The 17,951-nt window shown below is 68.3% G+C and carries 16 protein-coding genes; 6 read left to right on the top strand and 10 right to left on the bottom strand.

Features of this window, described 5'->3' with window-relative positions; all coding sequences use genetic code 11:
• Complete coding sequence (locus tag BM150_RS11795; RefSeq protein ID WP_092927093.1) at window positions 1-573, top strand: GNAT family N-acetyltransferase; 573 nt, start codon at window positions 1-3, stop codon at window positions 571-573.
• Between the two features lie 54 nt (window positions 574-627).
• On the opposite strand, the gene BM150_RS11790 is transcribed toward BM150_RS11795, so the two are convergent.
• Window positions 628-2,310: a DUF885 domain-containing protein gene (locus BM150_RS11790; protein WP_092927091.1), complete on the bottom strand. Its 1,683-nt coding sequence runs from the start codon at window positions 2,308-2,310 to the stop codon at window positions 628-630.
• 169 nt (window positions 2,311-2,479) lie between these two features.
• On the opposite strand from BM150_RS11790, the gene BM150_RS11785 reads away from it, so the two are divergent.
• Window positions 2,480-3,106: a DUF3153 domain-containing protein gene (locus BM150_RS11785; protein WP_092927089.1), complete on the top strand. Its 627-nt coding sequence runs from the start codon at window positions 2,480-2,482 to the stop codon at window positions 3,104-3,106.
• A gap of 164 nt (window positions 3,107-3,270) precedes the next feature.
• Entirely contained in the window at window positions 3,271-4,392 is a 1,122-nt protein-coding gene (locus BM150_RS11780) for a polyprenyl synthetase family protein (RefSeq protein WP_092927087.1), read from the top strand.
• A gap of 157 nt (window positions 4,393-4,549) precedes the next feature.
• Here the strand turns inward: BM150_RS11780 and BM150_RS11775 are convergent, their stop codons facing one another.
• On the bottom strand, window positions 4,550-4,915 hold the full coding sequence (locus BM150_RS11775; RefSeq protein ID WP_217641598.1) for an Rv2175c family DNA-binding protein: 366 nt from the start codon (window positions 4,913-4,915) through the stop codon (window positions 4,550-4,552).
• Between the two features lie 200 nt (window positions 4,916-5,115).
• Between BM150_RS11775 and pknB the strand changes: the two genes are divergently transcribed.
• The gene (gene pknB, locus BM150_RS11770; RefSeq protein ID WP_092927085.1) at window positions 5,116-7,158 is read left to right on the top strand and encodes a Stk1 family PASTA domain-containing Ser/Thr kinase; all 2,043 of its coding nucleotides are present in this window, start codon (window positions 5,116-5,118) and stop codon (window positions 7,156-7,158) included.
• A 134-nt stretch (window positions 7,159-7,292) separates the two neighbouring features.
• Here the strand turns inward: pknB and BM150_RS11765 are convergent, their stop codons facing one another.
• The 4 genes from BM150_RS11765 to BM150_RS11750 form a co-directional block, all read right to left on the bottom strand.
• Window positions 7,293-8,732, bottom strand: a complete 1,440-nt coding sequence (locus BM150_RS11765; protein ID WP_092927494.1) for a class II 3-deoxy-7-phosphoheptulonate synthase — start codon at window positions 8,730-8,732, stop codon at window positions 7,293-7,295.
• 256 nt (window positions 8,733-8,988) lie between these two features.
• Window positions 8,989-10,026: a 6-phosphofructokinase gene (locus BM150_RS11760; RefSeq protein WP_092927083.1), complete on the bottom strand. Its 1,038-nt coding sequence runs from the start codon at window positions 10,024-10,026 to the stop codon at window positions 8,989-8,991.
• A gap of 252 nt (window positions 10,027-10,278) precedes the next feature.
• Window positions 10,279-10,782, bottom strand: a complete 504-nt coding sequence (locus BM150_RS11755; RefSeq protein WP_092927081.1) for a polyadenylate-specific 3'-exoribonuclease AS — start codon at window positions 10,780-10,782, stop codon at window positions 10,279-10,281.
• A gap of 59 nt (window positions 10,783-10,841) precedes the next feature.
• Complete coding sequence (locus tag BM150_RS11750; RefSeq protein ID WP_092927079.1) at window positions 10,842-11,609, bottom strand: lysophospholipid acyltransferase family protein; 768 nt, start codon at window positions 11,607-11,609, stop codon at window positions 10,842-10,844.
• A 427-nt stretch (window positions 11,610-12,036) separates the two neighbouring features.
• Here BM150_RS11750 and BM150_RS11745 point away from each other — a divergent pair, with 427 nt between their 5' ends.
• On the top strand, window positions 12,037-12,528 hold the full coding sequence (locus tag BM150_RS11745) for a DUF308 domain-containing protein (RefSeq protein WP_092927077.1): 492 nt from the start codon (window positions 12,037-12,039) through the stop codon (window positions 12,526-12,528).
• A 96-nt stretch (window positions 12,529-12,624) separates the two neighbouring features.
• Here the strand turns inward: BM150_RS11745 and BM150_RS11740 are convergent, their stop codons facing one another.
• The 4 genes from BM150_RS11740 to BM150_RS11725 are packed head-to-tail and all read right to left on the bottom strand — an operon-like array spanning window position 12,625 to window position 15,770.
• Window positions 12,625-13,194, bottom strand: coding sequence for a hypothetical protein (locus BM150_RS11740; protein ID WP_092927075.1), 570 nt, complete (start codon window positions 13,192-13,194; stop codon window positions 12,625-12,627).
• Between the two features lie 6 nt (window positions 13,195-13,200).
• Window positions 13,201-14,427 (bottom strand): ArsA family ATPase, encoded by a 1,227-nt coding sequence (locus BM150_RS11735; protein WP_092927073.1) that lies wholly within the window; start codon window positions 14,425-14,427, stop codon window positions 13,201-13,203.
• A gap of 51 nt (window positions 14,428-14,478) precedes the next feature.
• A complete protein-coding gene (locus tag BM150_RS11730) occupies window positions 14,479-14,922 on the bottom strand; it encodes an SRPBCC family protein (RefSeq protein WP_092927071.1) in 444 nt (147 codons plus the stop codon).
• Window positions 14,923-14,981: 59 nt separating this feature from the next.
• The gene (locus BM150_RS11725; RefSeq protein ID WP_175496791.1) at window positions 14,982-15,770 is read right to left on the bottom strand and encodes a metallophosphoesterase family protein; all 789 of its coding nucleotides are present in this window, start codon (window positions 15,768-15,770) and stop codon (window positions 14,982-14,984) included.
• 236 nt (window positions 15,771-16,006) lie between these two features.
• On the opposite strand from BM150_RS11725, the gene BM150_RS11720 reads away from it, so the two are divergent.
• Window positions 16,007-17,821: an AMP-dependent synthetase/ligase gene (locus BM150_RS11720; protein WP_092927067.1), complete on the top strand. Its 1,815-nt coding sequence runs from the start codon at window positions 16,007-16,009 to the stop codon at window positions 17,819-17,821.
• Window positions 17,822-17,951 lie beyond the last annotated feature (130 nt).

Genomic DNA, 17,951 nt, shown 5'->3' with positions numbered 1-17,951 from the left:
GTGACCGCTGCACCGTCTCCGCGTTGCGAACGAGTGGTGGAACTTTCCGCCGACGAGCTGCGTGCCAGGCTGCCCGAAGCCGTGCGGGTATACGTCACGGCCATGGGCTATCCCACCTGGGCCACGCAGCAGCGTATTCCGATCTGGTCGGCACACATGTCACGCGCCGGATGGCGCTGCGTGGTGGCGTTCAACGACCGGGACGAAGTGAGCGGCGTCGGTTACGGCTACTCGGGGGCCACCGGCCAGTGGTGGCACGAGCAGGTGCGTCGCGGGATGCTGGAACGCCTGCCCCAACAACGGGCACACAAGTGGCTGGACGACTACTTCGAGCTGACCGAGCTGCACGTCCACCCGGACACGCAGGGACACGGACTGGGGGAGAGCATCCTGCGCACCCTGCTGGCCTCCGCACCGGGCGCGAAGGTGCTGCTGTCCACCCCGGAGGGTCCCACCAGGGCGTGGCGACTCTACCGCCGGCTCGGTTTCGTCGACGTGCTGCGCGACTACCGATTCAGCGGTGACCCTCGCCCGTTCGCCGTACTGGGGCGCGACCTGCCGCTGGAGGCGTGACTTCCGAGGGCCTGCCGCGCCGGAGTCCGGCGCGGCAGGCCCTCGGAAACCGACTCACAGGTAGGAGAGCTGCTCCCGCAGCGTGTCCAACCCCATGGGCCCCATCTCCAGCGCGTCGCGGTGGAACCGCTTGAGGTCGAAGTCCTCGCCGTGGCGCTGTCGTGCCTCGTCCCGCGCGGACAGCCACAGCCGCTCACCGAGCTTGTAGGACGGGGCCTGCCCCGGCCACCCCAGATAACGGTCTATCTCGTCGCGCACGAGAGCGGTGTCGGTGATGGTGCGGGTGAGCATGAACTCCAGCCCGAGTTCGGGAGTCCAGGTCCGCCCCTCGTGGAAGCCGGTCCCCTCCGGAATGCGGAGCCGCAGGTGCATACCGATGTCCACGATCACGCGGGCCGCTCGGAACAACTGCTCGTTGAGCATCCCGAGCAGATTGCCGTCGTCCGCGAAGTAGCCCAGCTCACGCATCAGCCGCTCGGCGTACAGCGCCCACCCCTCACCGTGAGCGGAGACGAAGCAGCCCAATCGCTGGAACTTGTTCAGTCTCTCGGCCTGGTGCACCGCCGTTGCCACCTGCAGATGATGTCCCGGCACACCTTCGTGGTAAACGGTGGAAACCTCACGCCAGGTGGAGTACTCGTCCTTGTCCGGTGGAACGGACCACCACATCCGGCCGGGCCTGCTGAAGTCGTCGTTCGGCGGCGTGTAGTAGGCCCCCGTTCCACCACCGGGCGGGGCGATGAGGCACTCCAGGTTCAGCAACGGCTCGGGAATGTCGAACTGTGTCCGGCTCAGATCCCGCAACGCCTGATCGGACAACCGCTGCATCCACTGCGCGAGGGCACGCTGACCGTGCACCCGATAACGCGGATCGGCGTCCAGGGCCGCGGCCGCCTCCGCGAGAGTCGCCGAGGGCTTGATCCGATCGGCGACACGTTTCATGTCCGCCTCGATCGCCGCGAACTCCTGCCAACCCCACTCGTAAGCCTCGTGCAGGTCCAGCTTCGCGCCGGTGAAGTACCTCGACCAGAGACGGTAGCGTTCCTCCCCCACGGCGTCCTCGGCCGGAGCCTGCGGCAACAGCTCATCTCGCAGGAAGTCCGCGAGTCCGGCGTAGGCCTCCGATGCGACGTTGGCAGCGGCGTTGAGCTCGTCGCGCGATCCCGGGGAAAGGTTTTCGGCACGCGTGACCATGTCCCCGAAGAAGGACTTGCCGTCGATCCTGCCGGACCAGGTGTCGCACTGTTCCGCGACGCGCTTGACCTGTCGTGCCGCGGCGACGTCGCCGTTGGCGGCCGCTTCGGTCAGGCCCGCGGTCAGCCCCTTGACGGCCGCGGGCATGGCGGACATCCGTTTGGCGATGTCGTCCCAGTGCCCCTCGGTCTCGCCCGGCATCAGGTCGAAGACCTGCCGCAGCTCCTGGACCGGGCTCGCGATGACGTTCAGCGCCGACATGTCGGCACCGGCCTCGTGCAGTTCGACGTCCAGCCCGACCCGTTCGGTGAACACCGCCTTGGCGATCCGCTCCGACTCGTCGACGGGCTCGGCGGCCGCGATCTCCGCCAGGGCACGCCGAGCCAGGTCACCCCGCGCACGATGACCGTCCGGCGAGTAGTCGGGCAACTCCTGCTGCCCCACGGAAAACCCCAGCATGGTCGCGGCTATGGGATCGAGCGCCGCGAGCTCCTCCACGTAACGGTTGCTGATCTCGTGCACGCCCCGGGCCTCGGTTGACATGGCAGCACGCTACCTCGCCGAGCCGCGGCACCGAACACGGATCCGCCACCTCGGACGGCACACCACCGCGCGCAGCCGGTGAAAAACGCTGTGACGTGGCACGATCACAAAGGTGCGGGGTGTGCGGTGTTTCGGTAACGCGACTCGTTCCCGATGGGGCGCGTCGCTGATGATCATGCTTGTGGGCATCCTCGTCTCGGGGTGTCTGAACGCGACCGTGTCGCTGAGTATCAACGGCAAGGACAAGGTTTCCGGTGAGGTGATGGTCGCCGTCCCACCGACTTCGGACCGGCACGACTTCCGGCTGCGGGTACCGGAGGAGCTCTCCGACAAGGTCCGGCTGAGTTCGTACCGGGAGGGGGAGGCCCGTGGTTCCAAGCTGGAGTTCGACGAACTGAGCTTCGAGGAGGTGGAACGGCTGGCGGCCGAGCTTAACCGGGCGGGTTCGCGGTACAAGCTGTCGATCTCCAGATCCGGTTCACTCGTCGAGGTGAGGGGCTCGGTGGATCTGACTCCGCTGGCGGAAACCGATTCGGAGGTGCTGGTGGAGATCAGCGCGCCGGGCGAGGTGACCACTACCAACGGCGAGACGAACGCGGGGATGGTCAGCTGGCGACCCCAGCCCGGGGAGGTCACCGAGATGTCGGCGACCTTCCAGTTCACCGATGCCAGGAGCGCGGGTCTGTTCGGCTGGTCGTTGGTACTGGGAGGCGTGACGTTCGGAACGGCACTGCTGGTGGCGGTACTGGCACTCGTCACCCGCCAGCGCGCCCGCGCCGACTCCGGGAGACGCTGAGTAACAGGACGGAACTCGCCCGTGCGACCGATTCCCCGACGGGTGAGTCGGTGTCACCGGTTGGTGAGCGCTGGTGAGCGGCGACGTGCGCCGAGCCGGTGCGCAGCGCGACGCGGGCGCACCCCGTGGTGCGGACGCACCCGCTCGTCACGGAGGATTAGGACATGTCCCTGGAGAACCCACCGGCAGGAGACGAGACGACACCGGACGTGGATCACGATGTCGCGGAGCACGTACGCCGGGAACTGACCGACTACCTTCGCGTGCGGGTCCGGGAGTGTGCCGAGCTGGATCCCGCCATCTCCGAAGCCGCCGAGGAAGTGTCGGAATTCGTGCTGCGCGGCGGCAAACGGATCCGCCCCACCTTCGCGTGGTGGGGTTGGCGCGCGGCCGGAAACGAGGAGCGGGACCGGGACGCCGCGAGCATGCTGCGCGCGGCCAGCGCGCTGGAACTGATCCAGGCATGCGCGCTGATCCACGACGACCTCATCGACGGCTCGGCCACCAGGCGGGGCAGCCCGACCGTGCACGTGCGGTTCGCGGCGGCGCACCGGGAGAACGGCTACACGGGGACCCCGGAGCACTTCGGACTCGCGGCGGCCGTGTTGTTGGGCGACCTGGCGCTGAGTTGGGCCGATGACATGCTGCACGCCGCGGGGTTGCCCCAGGACGCGCTGCAACGAGCCTTGGAGCCGTGGCGATCGATGCGTACCGAGGTACTCGCGGGTCAGTACCTGGACATGCTCGGGCAGGCCCGCGCTGACGAGTCCCCGGATTCGGCACTGCGGATCGACCAGCTCAAATCCGCTTCCTACACTGTGGAACGTCCGTTGCAGTTCGGAGCGCGGGTGGGGTGCGCCGACCCGGCCACGGTGTCGACACTGCGCGCCTTCGGCGCGGACATCGGAATCGCGTTCCAACTGCGCGACGACCTGCTCGGCGTGTTCGGCGACCCCGAGATCACCGGTAAACCGGCGGGCGACGATCTGCGCGAGGGCAAGCGCACCGTGCTGGTGGCCGAGGGAATGCTGCGGGCCCGGCAGCAGCACGACGAGGCGGCCGCACGACTGCTGAGCTCCGCGCTGGGCGACTCCGAGCTGACCCGGCCCCGCGTGGAACTTGTCCAGGAGGCACTGACCCGACTCGGTGCGGTCGAAGCCGTGGAACGACGCATCGACGAGCTGACTGAGTCCGCGATGTCGGCACTGCACACCGACGAACTCGCGGAACCGGCCGCGACCCGGCTCAAGGAACTCGCGATCACGGTGACCGCCCGCAGCCGCTGACATAGGGGCCGCTGACATCGGAGCCACTGGCACGCACGCGGTCGAACCCCGGCCGGAGCTCTCCCCGGAGCCGGTGCTCACGCGAAGCGGACGCCCACGCGAAGCGGGTCATCCCGTCGCGGAAGTCCCGCACGGCCGGTTCGCACCGGCCCGTCGATCACAATGCCATGGCCTGCGCACGCCGTTTGACCTCGCGGCCACGGTCACCACGCAACGCGTCGATCGGGGTGCCGGGGAGCGTGTCGTCGGGGGTGAACAGCCACTCGAGAATCTCGTCCTCGGTGTAGCCGTTGTCCCGCAGCAACGTGATGGTGCCCGGAAGCCCCTTGACGACGGAGCCCATCGTCAGGAACGCCTCGGGAATCACCAACTCACGTTCCCGGCGCATCGCGACCAGCTGACCGTCACGGATCAGCTGGTGCACTCTGGTCAACGGATAACCGAGACGCTCCGCGACGGCGGAGATGGAAACCACGTCCACGTCGGTGGAAAGCACATCCGGAGCGGAAGGAACCGAACTCACACCACCCAGCTTGCCAGTACGCCGATCAGATTTCCACCTCGGTATGCCGCCCACGAGGACACCGCTATCTCGCCTACCATCGGTAGCGTGTTCGAGGGTGAGTTCGGGAGGATCCGCACGAGTTGCGACGTGATGACTTCCGTCCAGGCAACCGGGACCGAGCCGATCCGAACGGGCTCCGCCCGGGCGGAGGCGAGACGATGAGCCCGGTCGATCCGGGCAACGGTGCGGATCCGAACGGCAGGCCCGATCCGCGCAACGGGGCCCACGGGCCACTCGGGCACCTGTTGGAACGACGCTACCGTGTGGACGACGTGCTCGCCCACGGCGGCATGTCCACGGTTTACCGCGGCCTGGACACCAGGCTGGACCGGCCGGTGGCTCTGAAGGTGATGGACACCCGCTACGCCGGTGACCAGTCGTTCACCGAACGGTTCGAGCGCGAGGCGAGAGCGGCGGCGCGCCTGCACCACCCCAACATCGTCTCCGTCTACGACCAGGGCGTGGACAGGGGCGTACCCGGCGAGGACCGGCTCTACCTGGTAATGCGGCTGGTCGAGGGCGGCACGCTACGGGACCTGTTGCGTGCTCGGAGTTCACTGCCGCTGTCGGTGGCGCTGAGCGTGCTGGAGGCCGTGCTGGCCGCTCTCTCTGCGGCGCATCACGCGGGCATGGTGCACCGGGACATCAAGCCGGAGAACGTGCTGATCGGCCACGACGGCTCGGTGCAGGTGGCCGATTTCGGGCTGGTGCGAGCGGCCGCGGGCGCGGGCTCGACCAGCGGGGACGTAATTCTGGGCACCGTGGCCTACCTCGCTCCGGAGCAGGTGACCAGCGGGGCCGCGGACGCCCGGTCGGACGTGTACGCGGCTGGGATCGTGCTCTACGAACTGCTGACCGGACGTCCTCCCTACACCGGTGACACGGCACTCTCGGTGGCGTATCGACACGTCAACGACGATGTCCGCCCACCGAGCGAACTGGTTCCCGAGCTACCGCCCGCCGTGGACGAGCTGGTGCTGCGGTTCACCCGTCGTGACCCAGCGTGGCGTCCCGCGGACGGGGCGGCCGCGCTTCGCGAGTTGCGGCAGACCCGGGACGGGATCGGGCTGGCCGGTGTTCCGGTGCCGGTACCGCATCCCGGCAGTACCGAGTCGTCCGACCCCGACGGGCCACCCACCGAACAGATCCCTCCGGTACCACCCGCCGCTGTCGGCAACGGCACGACGAGCGACCCGGGGCCGCGGGGAACCCGCGCCTTGCGACGCCCGACCTCCGCACCAACGGCGGAAGCCTCCGAGACCACCAACGAGTTCGCCTCGGTACAGGACGACGACGATTCCCGGGAGGGTTCCCGCCGTCGAAGCCGCCTGGCGGCCGTGGTCGGAGTCGTGGTGCTGCTGGGCGCTCTGATCGCCGGGGGCGCCTGGCTGCTGGGCGGAAACTCGTACGTGCGGGTACCGGAACTGACCGGCTCATCCCTCTCCGAGGCGAAGGAAGCGCTGCGCGCCAACGAGTTGCGGGCCGACGTCTCGAAGACGTATCACAACACGGTCCCCGAGGACACCGTGATCAGTGCCGCCCCGCAGGGAGGAACCCGGATCCGCAGCGGTGACCAGGTGGAGTTGCGTGTCTCGCGGGGGCGCCCCACCGTTCCTGAGATCGAATCGGGCAGCCGGGTCAGCGCGGTGCAGAGCGAGCTCCGCAACGCGAAGTTGTCCCCGGAGCTGGACTCCTCGGTCAATCGCTACCACGACAGCGTACCGAAAGGTCGGGTGATCGGAGTCACGCCGGAACCGGGGAGCAGGGTGAAGACGAGCGGTTCGGTCACGATCATCGTCAGCAGGGGTCCCGCTCCCGAACCCGTTCCCGATGTGAAGGGCATGGGCCGCGACCAGGCGTTCACCGCACTCAGCGAGGCCGGGTTCGAGCCCTACGAGGCCGGGCGGGAGTTCGCCGAGGGAGTGGCGAACGGCCACGTGGTGCGGACCGACCCCTCGGCGGGCAGCGAAGTGCCGATGAGCGGTGAACCACGGGTCGGTGTGGTGCTCTCCAGCGCGGTCGAGGTGCCCGAGTTCAGGGGAAAGACCGTGGAACAGGCGCGGCAGCGGGCGGCGGAGGCCGGAGTGACGCTGCGGGTGGACTCGTTGTTCGGCAGGGACAACGGTCGGGTGGTGCGACAACAACCGAGCCCGGGAAGCACCGTCAAACGCGGATCGCAGGTCAAGGTCACGGCCTTCTGAGGGCTCGTCCGGCAGCGGAACCGGGTCGGGAACCGCTCCGAGCCCGGTTCCACGGGCTCGGAGCCGATCCTCCCGCCCCACCGACTCGACGGGGCGGGAGGGTGCCGAGGTGGCTCGGCACCCCACGAACGGCCTCAGTCGCGCAGCATCTCGGCGATCAAAAACGCCAGTTCCAGCGACTGCTGGGTGTTGAGCCGCGGATCGCACGCGGTCTCGTAACGTCCGGCCAGGTCGGTGTCCGAGATGTCCTGCGCGCCTCCGAGGCACTCGGTGACGTCCTCACCGGTGTGCTCGATGTGAATACCGCCGGGATGCGTTCCCAGCCGGTGATGCACCTCGAAGAAACCCTGCACCTCGTCGACCACCCGGTCGAAGTGACGGGTCTTGTAACCGGTGCTGGACTCGTGGGTGTTGCCGTGCATCGGGTCGCACTGCCAGATGACCTGGTGTCCCGAAGCGGTGACCTTCTCGACGATGGGTCCGAGCGTGTCGCGGACCTTGTCGTTGCCCATCCTGCTGATCAGGGTGAGCCTGCCGGGCTCGTTGTGCGGATCGAGCCGTTCGACGTACTCCACCGCCTGTTCCGGCGTGGTCGACGGTCCGATCTTGAGGCCGATCGGATTGGCGATCAGCTCGGCGAAGGCGATGTGCGCGCCCTCCGACTGCCGGGTCCGCTCCCCCACCCAGAGGAAGTGCCCGGAGAGGTCGAACAACCTCGGCTCCGGGCCACTGGTGTCCAGCCGCAGCATCGCGCGCTCGTAATCCAGCACCAGCGCCTCGTGGCTGGAGTAGAAGTCCACGCCGTGCAGGCTGGTGTCGTCCACGCCGCAGGCGGACATGAACCGAAGCGCACGATCGATCTCGGCGGCGATGGATTCGTAGCGCTCGCCCGCCGGGGAGTTGAGGACGAAGTCCTTGTTCCAGTCGTGCACCTGCTCCAACGCGGCCATACCACCGTTGGTCAGCGCGCGCGAGAGGTTCATCGTCGCGCTCGCGTTGGCGTAGGCACGGATCATCCGGGAGGGATCGTGCGCACGGGCCTGTTCGTTGGCCACCAGTGAGTTGACCATGTCGCCGCGGTAGGCGGGCAGCCCGAGGGAGTCGGTGTCCTTGGAACGCGGTTTGGAGTACTGTCCGGCCATCCGGCCGACCTTGACGACCGGGGTGCTCGCGCCATAGGTCAGCACCACGGCCATCTGCAACAAGGTGCGGATACCGGCGCGGATGTGCGGTTCGGTGTTGTCCGCGAAGGTCTCCGCGCAGTCCCCGCCCTGCAGCAGAAACGCTTCACCGCGCGCCACGGCGGCCAGATTGCTGCGCAGCTGCTCAACCTCGGAGGGGACGGTCACCGGCGGTACGCTCTCCAGTACCGAGCGCACGTTGCGCACTTGTTCCGGGTCCGGCCACCGCGGCTGCTGAGCTGCCGGGCGGGACAGTGCATCGTCGAGACGGGTACGCAGGTCGGCGGGTAGTGGCGGGAGTTCGGGAAGCGTGTCCACCGGCACGTCGACGGTCCAGGATTTGAGACCGTCCGAAGGCGCGCCCTGAGCTGCTGTTTCGGGGTCAACGGGCATATTGCCCAGCGTAGCGGTTCCGTCCCGCATGCTGTGATGCTGTCCCGAGTGCTGAACGGCACGCTCGATGCGAGCGGGCACACACCCGCCGACGGGTGGTTCGGGCGGGACCATCGGCGACCCCGCGGTGCCCGAACCGCTTTGCCGGTACGACTGCGTCTGTGCCGCTGCGGTCTGTGCCGCAGGGCGTCGCCCGGCCGGGCGACGCCCTAGCGATTGAGGCACGCTGCCACGGACTCTCGCGAGGCACCGCGCCTCAGCCGAACAGCGCCTGGGCCTCGGTGTAGCGGTGCAGCGGCACGGTCTTGAGCTGGGCGGTGGCCTCCGCCAGCGGAACACGCACGATCTCCGTACCGCGCAGCGCGACCATCGAGCCGAAGTCCCGATCGGTCAACGCGTCCATCGCGTGCAGCCCGAACCGGGTGGCCAGCACCCGGTCGTAGGCTGTGGGGGTCCCGCCGCGCTGGGTGTGGCCGAGCACCACGGCACGCGACTCGTTACCGGTCCGCTGCGAGATCTCCTCCGCGAGCCAGGTGCCGACACCGCCGAGCCGCACGTGTCCGAAGGCGTCCCGCTCGCCCCCCTGCAGCACCTCGGCACCGTCCTCGGGAATCGCCCCCTCCGCGACCACGATGATCGGGGCGTACTGCCGCTCGAACCGCCGGGTGACCCAGTCGCAGACCCAGTCGACGCTGAAGCGCTGCTCCGGACCGAGGATCACGTTCGCTCCCCCGGCCAGGCCGGAGTGCAGGGCTATCCACCCCGCGTGCCTTCCCATGACCTCCACCACCAACGCACGGTGGTGCGACTCGGCCGTGGTTCGCAGCCGGTCGATGGCCTCGGTGGCGATGTGCACGGCGGTGTCGAACCCGAACGTGTAGTCGGTGGCGTCCAGGTCGTTGTCGATGGTCTTGGGCACCCCAACCACCGGCACGCCCTCCTCGTGCAACCCGTTCGCGACGCCCAGCGTGTCCTCCCCGCCGATGGCGACGAGCGCGTCGATCCGCTGCTCCTCCATGGTTCGCTTTATCCGGGCGACACCGTCGGCCTCCTTGTAGGGATTGGTCCGGGATGAGCCCAGAATCGTGCCACCACGATCCAGGATCCGCTCGACCTCCTCGAGCCCGAGCGGCATGGTCAGCCCTTCCAGTGGTCCACGCCAGCCGCTGCGGAAACCGACGATCTCCTTGCCGTGCACCTCGATCCCTTTCCGGGTGACCGCACGGATCACAGCATTGAGACCGGGGCAGTCCCCACCACCGGTCAGCACCCCGATACGTTCGGCAGCCGACATCCCGCCTCCTCGAAACACGTCACGCCGTCGGCGTGATATTGATCTCAGCGGAAGAGCCTTTCACGGACTAAATCGGTGCAGCAAGTATCCGATCGGGCGCACCGGGTAACCAGCGGTGACGACACGCGGGGCCACCCGGGTCGAACCGATCCGGACCACGCGTGGTTCACGTCGATCGCCGCCGCCGGGCCTCACGAGAGCCACGTAAACCGAACACGGGCCCTGTCCCCGCACGCTTCCGAGCGGGTCACGCTACCGAGCCGGATGCCCCAGTTCCCGCATCCGCTGCTCGATCACCTGCCAGCGCCGCAGATTGTGCTTGGCGTCGGCCAGTGCGTCGTGGGCGTTGGTCGGCGGGGAGGGAAGCCTGGGCTTTCCGACGGCCTCCCACTGCTGGCGCAGGTCCCGGGTGAACTTGGGGATCTTCGGTGGCAGCGCAGGCATCGCCCCCCACAACTGCGCCAACGCGACGTGATCGTAGGCGGCGTACCAGGCCCACAGTTCGATGTCGGACCTGTGGGCGGTCAGAAACCCGTAGAGCTCGTCACGAATGGTGTCCCGGGAACGCCAGGCACCGGATCCCGGGGACGGCAGCTGCGGTAACACGTGCTGGCGCACCCACGGCCCGGCGCGTTCAGCCGCGAACTCGGTGGAGACGGCGTAGAACTCCCTGCCCGTCTCGTCTACCACACCGATCGACACCAGATCGATGGTGTGACCGTCCTCGATGAACTCGCAGTCGTAGAAAAACCGCACTGGAAAAGGGTATGCGTCCCCGAATCACCGGTGGAGACGCCCCGCGAATCCCGCGGGGTCTAACCGGCCTTCGAGTCCGGCATCCGCTTATCGGACTTCCCGGCCTCCTTGGCCGCCTGCCGCTCGCGCTTGCTGATCACGCGCCCGCTCTCGGCGATGTCGTCCTTGGCCCGGTCGGCGTAGATGTCCACGTACTCCTGCCCGGAAAGTTCCATCAGCGAGTACATGATCTCGTCGGTGATGGAACGCTCCGCGAACCGGTCACCGGCCAGGCCCTCGTACCGGGAGAAGTCGAGTGGCTGACCGACCCGGACCCGCACGCTGTAGGGGCGCCACATCTTGGAGCCGATCGGATTGACCTTCTCGGTTCCGATGGTCACGACCGGAATCACGGGCACATCGGCTTCCAGCGCCATGCGCGCCACACCGGTCTTGCCCTTGTAGAGGCGGCCGTCCGGGGAACGTGTGCCCTCCGGGTACAGCCCCAGCAACTGCCCCTCGCGCAGCAGGCGGATACCGGTGTCCAGCGCGGCCTGGGCCGCCGCGCCACTGGAGCGGTCGAGCGGAACCTGTCCGACGCCGCTGAAGAAGATTCGCTTCAACGCGCCGGTGAGCCCCTTGCCGGTGAAGTACTCGCGTTTGGCGAGGAAGGTCACCCGGCGAGGCAGCATCAACGGCATCAGGAAGGAGTCGGCCACCGCGAGGTGGTTGCTGACCAGAATCGCCCCACCGGACTCCGGAACATGGTGTGCGCCCTCGATTTTGGGACGGCACCACAACCTCATGAGGGGACCGAGAAGAACGTACTTCATCACCCAGTACAGCACCGCGTCGCTGCCTCCCTCACGGCCGGATTACGTTGTCAGGGTACGGAGCCGCCATGCACCACACAATCGCGGGGCGGCATTCACGATCTGGGGACCACGAGGACACGATCACATCAAGGAACCGCCGCACCACGGCGGAACGTACGCGCGGGCGAGCATGGCAGAGTGTGATTGTGCATGAACACGCGAACGAAGTGGGCGGCCGAATCCCGGAAGGATCAGCGGCGTCGGTTCGGGGCACACCCCGAACACGACCTTGCCCACTCGGCGTCGAACAGCGACCCTGGGGGCGAGCGGCGCACTCCGGCGGTGCGGCGTTCGATCGAATCGTTGCAAGCACAGGCGCACCGAACGATCGGAGCACCGCGGGGGCGGTACCGATCGCCGACGAGTCCACCATCCACCGCCAGCGCGTCAGGGAATGCGTATGAACACGCGCCATGAGAACGCAGACGGCCCCGAAGACATCGACAAGGCTTTCGCGGAAATCGTGGCCGAGTTGGAGCGCGATTCCTCACTGCCGCAGTGGCCCGGCGAGTCCGGAACCGCCTCCCCGACGACTTCAGGGGGCACCGCGACCACGGGGGATCCGAGTACCGAACCACCCTCCGAAGCCGACGCGGACAGTGGTCCCCGCGACTGGGCTCCCACTGAGGCGGAGGAGGACGAGGGGCACTACGAGCCTCCGGAACCACCTCCGCTGCCCAAACCCGGAGCGAGCACCGTGGGCGGTGTCGTGCTCATCGTGCTGGGTCTGCTGACGCTGTTCGTGCCCTTCGCGGCGAGCTCGCTGGGACCGCTGACGCTGCCGGTCGGACTGATCGCGATCAGCTGCGGCATCGGCTGGTTGCTGCTGCGGCTGCGGCAGGGCTCCCCGGACGACGAGGACTCCGGCTGGGACGACGGGGCGCAGGTCTGACCGAGGTTTCCCCGTTCGGCCCCACGACCGCTGGGGGGGCGGTTCGCTCGTCGCCGGTACGGCCGTCCGGAGCGGTTGACCGGAGGACACCGCCCCCTAGCTCGCCGAGTCCCGGCCACGGGCGGACTTCCCGCCGAGTACGTCGCCACGCACGCGGTTGACGGTGATCGGTCGAACCCGCGGCTCGTCCGTCGGCCGTTCGGCGGCCTCGCCCGTTCCGTGCCGGTGCACCGCGTCGGTCGCGCCGGTTTCCCGGCTCGGGGCGGTCCCCTCGTTCGAGCCGGTTTCCCGGCCGGGGGCGGTGAACGCTTGACGCAACGAGGTCAACAGCAGGAGGAGCCACTCGTGCAGCCCACCCGCCGGACGTTTCGCGTTCGCCTCGCGCAGCACCGCCGTGAGGGTGCAGAACGGACAGCCCACCGTCCCTCGCGCGGAGTCACCGGCTGCGGAATCACCGGCTGCGGAATCACCGGCTGCGGACTGGTCGAAAGCGGACTCATCCGTGGCGAACTCACCACCGGCGGGCCGGGTCGGGTGCTCGACGCGGGAAAGCGTCAGCAGGAGTTCCTCCGCCCGCGCCGCGAGGGCGGGCAGCAACGAACGCAACTCCTCGGCGAGCCGCTCGTGCTCGCCCTCGGTCCGTGAACCGGTGTGTTCCTCGTGCAAAACCGATCACCGCATCCATTGCGCCGGGTCTGGCCGAAAGGTCACGGTCACACCGTCGTCGCCCGCGTCCGCCTCCACCGCCACGCAGCGCCGCAACACCGAGGGCAGCGTGATCAGCCTTCGGTGTCCGTCCACGGTCACGGCCAGTTCGTCGCCGATCCGGGCGAGGTCGAGCTCCGCCTCTCCGCGCAGGGGCATGGCGATACGCAGGTCGTAGCGAGCTTCCGAGTCGCTTCCGCTCCCGTCGAGCTCGATCACCGGGGTGCGCTCGGCTCCCGACGTCGGGTCGGTTTCGCCGTAGATCTCGTCACCCAGGCGCAGCAGTGAATCGCCCCCGCGGGGCTCCACCGCGCGGTGCTCGACGGTGTGCAGCGGCAGCCCCAGTTGTGCCAGCTCACGCAGCACCTCACGCTGCTGCCCGGCGCGGGTGCGCAGCCACGCCGCCGCCGCGCCACGGGCGGAGCCGGGATCCGGCGCCACGCGGTTGGCGAGCACACCGTCGACGTGAATCTGCTGCAGTGCGAGCGAGGTGAGGATACGACGGGTCTCGGCCGCCACCAACGATTCCGGTGTCGCGACCAACCGGACACTGGTCGCCGGGGAGACGAGCAGTTCGGCCAGCGAGTTCAACCGCTCGGCGAGTCCACCGAGGGCCTCGGCGGCGGCGTCCCAGCGCTCGGTGAGATCACTGCCCGCCATCCCCGCGAGCATGCCGCGCACGACCCGACGGTGGGTGGGGAACAACCGCTCCAGATACCCGGACAGCGCTTCCGGCATGGTCAACAGGCGCAGGGTGTCCGCGGTGGGGCCGCAGTCCACGACGACGGTGTCCCACGGGCCGTCGGTGGCCATGCGCCGCACCTCGGTGAGCGCGAGCAGGTCCTCCACCGCGGGCAGCCTGGTGAGTTCGGCGGCGTCGACTTCGGAAACACCCGCGCCGGCGAGCACGGTGTGCAGATGTTCCCGCAGCTCGGACCAGGCTCGGTCGAGCAGTCCGCGAGTTCGTATCTCGGCGGCGTGCAGCCGGACCGGGTCGGACTCGGAGTCGTCCGACAGCCGCAGTGGCCGAGGTGCGTCGTCGAGTTCCGTGTCCAGACAGTCGGCGAGCGAATGGGCGGGATCCGTCGAGATCACCAGAACCTCGCGTCCGTGCGCGGCGGCACGCGCGGCGGTGGCCGCCGCGAGCGTGGTCTTGCCGACCCCACCCTTTCCGGTGAACATCAGAATTCGCAACTCAGGGCCTCGCCAACCGAGCTCGGGCGTGCGGCACGCGCCGGCGGGAAACTATTCGACGGACTCCACCCGACGCTTGAGCTCCTTCAGCGCTGTATCCATGATCATTTTTTCCGCCTTGCGCTTGAACATCCCGATCATGGGGATGGACAGGTCCACCGCGAGACTGTAGGTCACCTCGGTGCTTGCCGGCTCCAGCGGCCGCAGCGTGTAACTACCGCGCTGCGCCTTCTGGACCTGCCCCTCGACCAGGTCCCAGCTCACCGACAGGCCGTCGGCACTCCACTGGTAGGCGAGCTTGTAGGTGTCCTTGACCACACCGGCGTCCAGTACGAAGCGAACCCGCTCGGCGACCCCCTCGTCCGTCCGTGAGAGCACCTCTGTCTCCTTGACCGCCTCCGCCCACTCGGGGTAGGCGCCGAAGTCGGCGATCACGGCCATGATCTCAGTGGCCGGGGCCTCGATCACGATGGACTGGGTGGACTGGTCGACCATGCCGCGCAGATTACATGTCGGCCGTGCGGGCACCGGCACTGGCGGGAGAGGTGAAAGGTTCACCACCGCAGCACATAGGGCTGTCCCCGCTGCTTGAAGTGCCCCACGTTGACGCACTCGGTGGGGCCGACACGCGTGCGCGTGGCCAGTGGCTGGTGCACGTGACCGAACAGCGACCAGCGGGGCCGGTCGTGGCGGATCCGCCGCAACGCGCCGGAGGAGCCGTGCTCCGGTCTGCGCGCCACCACGTCGTAAACCAGTTCGGGGATCCGTGGCGGCACGTGGGTGCAGAGCACGTCGACCGGACCCATCCGGTCCAGCACCTCGTCGAACTCCGCCTCGGTACGCAGGTTCGGCACCCACGGCAGATCGCGCCGCAGCGTGCCGCCCGGTGGCAGCAGGGCACCACCCGCGAATCCGAACCGCAACCCGCCGATCTCGACGCTCTCACCGTCGAACGCCCGGACGCCGTCCCCGGTGAACTCGGGCCAGAGGGTCGGATCGTCCACGTTTCCCGCCGTGGCGTAGGTCGGAGCCGTCATCGCGGCGAACAGCTCGGCGTACTGCTGGCGGACCGCCTGGCGCACCACGGTGGCCGGTTCGGAAAGGCTCTCCCACAGCGAGCGCAGATAAGCACCGATCTCCGGTCCCCGGTTGTTCCGACGCAACCACGCGAAGTGCCCGACCTTCTCCCGCCCGAACACGGCACCGAGTATGCCCTTGTCATGGTCGAGATAGTCCACGAAATCGATCAGGTCACCGAGTACGATCAGCGCGTCGGCACCCTCTCCGGCCCGTTTGAGGTCCTCGACGTTTCCGTGCACATCCGAGACCACATGCACCCGCAAGTTGTCTCCGTTCGCCGCTGAGTCCGCTACCCGACCAACCTAACCGCCCGAGGTGTGCTCGAACGAACCAACCCGGGACGAACCGGACGCGCGCGGCGCGACGCTTGCGGCAACAATGCGGGATACGACACATTCCGGCCTCCCGGCACAATGTCGAGGGCACGGGGGGCTACCGCCCAGTAGCGCTCGGGGTTAGGTTGTCCATCACAATTTGGCGTGCTTTCGGAGGATGTAACGTGCGAGAGTTCAGCGCCCCCGCCACTGTCACGGTGGCCGCCGAGGAGAACCTCACCGACATGGTGTGGGCCAACGCCGAGCGATTCGGCGACGCGGTCGGCTTCCGTCGCAGGGTGGACGGCACCTGGGTGGATGTGACCACGGCCGAGTTCGCCGCGCAGGTGCTCGCGGTGTCCAAGGGGCTCATCGCGGCGGGTCTGCGACAGGGCGACCGAGTGGGCTTGATGTCACGAACGCGGTACGAATGGACCCTGTTCGACTTCGCGATCTGGTCGGCCGGTTGTGTGACCGTGCCCATCTACGAGACCTCCTCGGCGGACCAGATCGAGTGGATACTGAGCGATTCCGAGGCTCGCGCCCTGATCGTTGAGACGCCCGAGCACCGCGCCGAGGTGAACACGATCATCGGCAACGTCACGGGTGTGGAACACGTCTGGCAGATCGACGGGCCGGTCGAGGAGGACCGCTCCACGGCGGTGGCCGAGCTCACCTCCTCCGGCGCGGAGATCGAGGACGAACGAGTCCACGAGCGCAGGCGCTCCGTCGGCGCCGAGGACACCGCCACCCTGATCTACACCTCGGGCACGACCGGCAGGCCGAAGGGCTGCGTGCTGACGCACCGCAACATGCTCGCCGAGGTCCGCGGGGACCTCGACGCGTTCCCGCAGCTGATGCGGCCCGGGAACTCGATGTTGATGTTCCTGCCGATGGCGCACGTGCTCGCCAGGGCGATCTCCATATCCAGCGTCTACGCCCGGCTGACCCTGGGGCACACCAGCGACGTGAAGGATCTGGTCAACGACCTGGGCTCGTTCCGGCCGACCTTCGTGCTGGCGGTGCCGCGGGTCTTCGAGAAGGTCTACAACACTGCCAAGCAGAAGGCGCACAGCGAGGGCAAGGGCAAGATCTTCGACGCTGCCGAGGCCACCGCGGTGGCCTACAGTCGCGCCAAGGCCGAATCCAGCGGAGGCCCGGGGCTGGCGCTGCGGGCCAAGCACTTCGTGTTCGACAAGCTGGTCTACAGCAAGCTGCGTGCCTCGCTGGGAGGCCGCTGCGTCGCCGCGGTCTCGGGAGGTGCCCCGCTCGGCGAGCGGCTGACTCACTTCTACTTCGGTGTGGGAGTCCCGATCCTGGAGGGCTACGGCCTGACCGAGACCACCGCGGCGGCGGCGGTCAACGTGGAGGAGGACTACCGGATCGGCACGGTCGGCAAGCCCATCGCCGGAACCACGATCCGCATCGCCGAGGACGGTGAGGTGCTGGTCAAGGGCGACGTGGTCTTCCGGCGCTACTGGAACAACGAGGCGGCCACCGAGAACTCCCTCGAGGACGGCTGGTTCCACACCGGGGATCTCGGCTCGCTGGACAAGGACGGGTTCCTGCGCATCACCGGCCGCAAGAAGGAGATCATCGTCACCGCGGGCGGCAAGAACGTGGCACCGGCCGTGCTGGAGGACCACATCCGCGCCCACCCGCTGATCAGTCAGTGCATGGTGGTGGGTGACCAGAAACCGTTCATCGGTGTGCTGGTGACGCTGGATCCGGAGTTCCTGCCCTCCTGGCTGGCCGAGCGGGGGCGTCCCACGGACACCCCGGCGAGCGATCTCGCCGAGGACCCCGAGATGCGTGCCGAGGTACAGCGGGCTGTCGACGAGGCCAACCAGGCGGTTTCCAAGGCGGAGCGGATCAAGCAGTTCCGGATCCTGCCGAGGGACTTCGCCGAGGACCGGGGAGAGATGACCCCGAGCTTGAAGGTCAAGCGCAACAAGGTCGCCGAGAACTACGCGTCGGAGATAGCCGCCATCTACTCCTGATTGAAGTTCTCCGACCGGGTTGACGGGTCGCTCGTTCGAACGAAAAAGCGGGGCGGGGCACATCATCGGTGCCCCGCCCCGCTTCGTCCGTACCCGCCCGGCTTCGTCCGTCGCCGAAGGGGCGGCTTCC

Origin of the sequence: Actinopolyspora alba, assembly GCF_900112765.1 — a bacterium.
GTDB classification, from domain to species: domain Bacteria; phylum Actinomycetota; class Actinomycetes; order Mycobacteriales; family Pseudonocardiaceae; genus Actinopolyspora; species Actinopolyspora alba.
The sequence above is the reverse complement of the archived record's forward strand: the minus strand, read 5'-3'. Positions and strand labels throughout refer to the sequence as shown.

Bases quoted from the DNA above. Each gene is read 5' to 3' on its own strand.
- BM150_RS11730 (WP_092927071.1), bottom strand. From the start codon at position 14,922: ATGGTCGACCAGTCCACCCAGTCCATCGTGATCGAGGCCCCGGCCACT.
- BM150_RS11780 (WP_092927087.1), top strand. From the start codon at position 3,271: ATGTCCCTGGAGAACCCACCGGCAGGAGACGAGACGACACCGGACGTG.
- pknB (WP_092927085.1), top strand. From the start codon at position 5,116: ATGAGCCCGGTCGATCCGGGCAACGGTGCGGATCCGAACGGCAGGCCC.
- BM150_RS11765 (WP_092927494.1), bottom strand. From the start codon at position 8,732: ATGCCCGTTGACCCCGAAACAGCAGCTCAGGGCGCGCCTTCGGACGGT.
- BM150_RS11745 (WP_092927077.1), top strand. From the start codon at position 12,037: ATGAACACGCGCCATGAGAACGCAGACGGCCCCGAAGACATCGACAAG.
- BM150_RS11785 (WP_092927089.1), top strand. From the start codon at position 2,480: ATGATCATGCTTGTGGGCATCCTCGTCTCGGGGTGTCTGAACGCGACC.
- BM150_RS11760 (WP_092927083.1), bottom strand. From the start codon at position 10,026: ATGTCGGCTGCCGAACGTATCGGGGTGCTGACCGGTGGTGGGGACTGC.
- BM150_RS11790 (WP_092927091.1), bottom strand. From the start codon at position 2,310: ATGTCAACCGAGGCCCGGGGCGTGCACGAGATCAGCAACCGTTACGTG.